3 protein-coding genes are annotated in these 2,365 nt (G+C 59.6%); 2 read left to right on the forward strand and 1 reads right to left on the reverse strand.

Annotated elements, in window-relative coordinates; translation table 11 throughout:
- Positions 1 to 276: 276 nt before the first annotated feature.
- On the reverse strand, positions 277 to 945 hold the full coding sequence (locus H512_RS0119925; protein ID WP_026784900.1) for an HXXEE domain-containing protein: 669 nt from the start codon (positions 943 to 945) through the stop codon (positions 277 to 279).
- Positions 946 to 1,081: 136 nt separating this feature from the next.
- Between H512_RS0119925 and H512_RS0119930 the strand changes: the two genes are divergently transcribed.
- Both H512_RS0119930 and H512_RS25215 read left to right on the forward strand, forming a co-directional pair.
- Positions 1,082 to 1,747, forward strand: coding sequence for an HXXEE domain-containing protein (locus H512_RS0119930; protein ID WP_210162727.1), 666 nt, complete (start codon positions 1,082 to 1,084; stop codon positions 1,745 to 1,747).
- Positions 1,740 to 2,363: a TetR/AcrR family transcriptional regulator gene (locus H512_RS25215; protein ID WP_053240094.1), complete on the forward strand. Its 624-nt coding sequence runs from the start codon at positions 1,740 to 1,742 to the stop codon at positions 2,361 to 2,363. The genes H512_RS0119930 and H512_RS25215 overlap by 8 nt, the downstream gene beginning before the upstream one ends.
- Positions 2,364 to 2,365: the final 2 nt, after the last annotated feature.

A 2,365-nucleotide genomic window follows, 5' to 3' on the forward strand; every position in this document is an offset into this window, starting at 1 on the left:
AGGGGTCGTTTGCGGTATGGGGCGAAATCCTACGCTAGCGGTGCTCTAACGAGAGGGGCTTGCTTGATTGATCTGGTTCAGACGATCGAGAACGGAGCGCAGGGAATGGGCGATCCGCATTTGTATGCGCTTGCCGGCGACGCAACAGCCAAGCTGCGAAAGACAAGTCGAAGCCACGCGGTTAGCGTAGGAAATGGCCTGAGTGGCGCACCCTCGACGATCTGCCTTTCATCGTAAGGGCTTTGCAGGCTGTCAGACCCATGTACTTCGTGACGTTCACTTCGTTCCCTTGCGACCATACAGCCTATCGAACCTCGCCATTTCGACATCGTCGAAGGGCCAAGGCGAGTGCTCATCTTCGAGGTTCTTCATGATGAGCATGCGGAATACGAGGCCGTAGGCCACCACCACGCCGATCGCCCCGATCACCCAGTCCCAAGCCGACGCCAGCCCCATCGTCTCGACATAGTAGCCATAGGCGATCGCGAGGGGCAGATGGCCGAAGAAGGCCGTAACGAGGCCGGAATTGTAGCCCCAGCGCAGGCCGGCGCGCTTGAGGAGGACATTGTTGAGGATACCGTGGGCGAACATCTGCATGGCGCCGAACAGCATAGGAAGCAAGCCGAGCCACATCACCTGCGGAAAGAAGATCGGTGGAATGTAGAACAGGACCGCGACCGACCAGTTGCCGATCATCACGGCATTCTGGTTGAGTGGAAAGCGGCGTGGATCAGGCGTGGTCTTGAAATACAGCGTATTCGCCATCTTTCCGAACCCGCCCGGAAAGCCGAACTCCTCGAAGAAATGGAAGAAGATCACCGCGAGGTTGGCGATCGATAGCCGCTGCAGGATCGAGAAACTGTCCCACCACAGAGCCAGCACGCCCAGGATCGCCAGGCCGATGAACAGGCTCAAATCGTACCAGTGCCGATGCAGGAATTTCATGCCGATGTCTCCGGACGCGTCTCATTGCTCGAAACGACATTGTAATACAACGACCGTTGGATTACAATCCAAGACCGGGTAAGCTCGAAATGAGGCTATCGACGCGCCCGCTGATGCGAAAAGCAAGGAGGCGCCGATGATCGGCTTCTATCGCGACAACTGGCAGCATGTCGGCGCGGTTCTGTTCGCGGTGCTGGCCTTCTTCATGGGATTCTTCGGAGAGGTGTTCAGCCCGATACAGGAGATCCTCGTCTACAGCTTCATGGCTCTGCTGGCGCATCAGTATGAGGAATATGCGCTGCCCGGTGGGGCGGGACTGGTCATCAACGCTGTGATGTACGGCGAACGGCGCGACTACGACCGCTATCCCGGCAACATGCAGAGCATGCTGCTCGTCAACACGGTGGGGGCCTACATATTCTACATCGCGGCCATTATATTTCCGCAGGCGATCTGGCTGGGACTGGCCACGATGTTCTTCGGCTTCTTCCAGATCATCGGCCACGGCATCGTCATGAACCTGCGCGGAGGCACCTGGTACAATCCCGGTCTCGCAACGGCCATCTTTCTCTTCGGCCCGATCGGAGCCTTCTATATCGACTACGTGATCCGAAACGATCTGGTGCGTCCGATGGACTATGTCTATGGCGCGGCAGGTTTCGTTGCGGCCATCGTTCTCATCCTTGTCCTGCCGATCCGCTCGCTGATGGACCGCAACAGCCCTTATCCGATGAGCGAAGAGGACATGGCGCGATTCAACATGCTGGCGAAAGTCAGGGCCAGGGGGTTGGTCGATGACTGACGTCGACGGGACAGACGCGGCTTTACCCGCGAAGCGCAAGACGGGAAAGGCGAGCCGCGCCGCGGGCCGCCCGGCGGGAAGCGAGACGACTCGCGCGGCGATCCTCGATCAGGCACGCGAAGCATTCGCGGCACGCGGCTATGACGGCGCCAGTCTGCGCGCGATCGCTGGCGATGCTGGCGTCGACCCCTCGACCGTGCTGCACTTTTTCAGATCCAAAGATGAACTGTTCCGGGCCGTGGTTCAGGACGTGGCCAAGGTCAGCGCGCCCCTGGTGGCCGCCTTGAAAGCCGGCGCGAGTGGAGAATCCATCGTGCGTCTTTACATGGCGACCTGGGATGACGTGCATGCAGGCGCGGCCATGCTTGCAGTCATACGGACCGCATTTGCCTCGGAAGAGGCGATGGCGTTGCTGCGTGAGACCATGACCCGCGAAATCATTGCCGCGATGCCAACGACCGATCTGCTTGCCGCCGAGCTGGCGACCATGCAGCTCGTCGGGCTCGGTATCGGCCGGCATATCGCCAGGCTGCCGTTGCTTGCGAGCGCCGAAATCGACAGCATCGCCCGTGAGGCAGGACACATCTTCGACGACATTCTGGTGCGAACAAAATGACA

Source organism: Pleomorphomonas koreensis DSM 23070 (genome assembly GCF_000425185.1).
GTDB classification, from domain to species: Bacteria; Pseudomonadota; Alphaproteobacteria; order Rhizobiales; family Pleomorphomonadaceae; genus Pleomorphomonas; species Pleomorphomonas koreensis.

Coding starts and splice junctions, on each gene's coding strand:
- H512_RS0119930 (WP_210162727.1), top strand. CDS start 1,082: ATGATCGGCTTCTATCGCGACAACTGGCAGCATGTCGGCGCGGTTCTG.
- H512_RS25215 (WP_053240094.1), top strand. CDS start 1,740: ATGACTGACGTCGACGGGACAGACGCGGCTTTACCCGCGAAGCGCAAG.
- H512_RS0119925 (WP_026784900.1), bottom strand. CDS start 945: ATGAAATTCCTGCATCGGCACTGGTACGATTTGAGCCTGTTCATCGGC.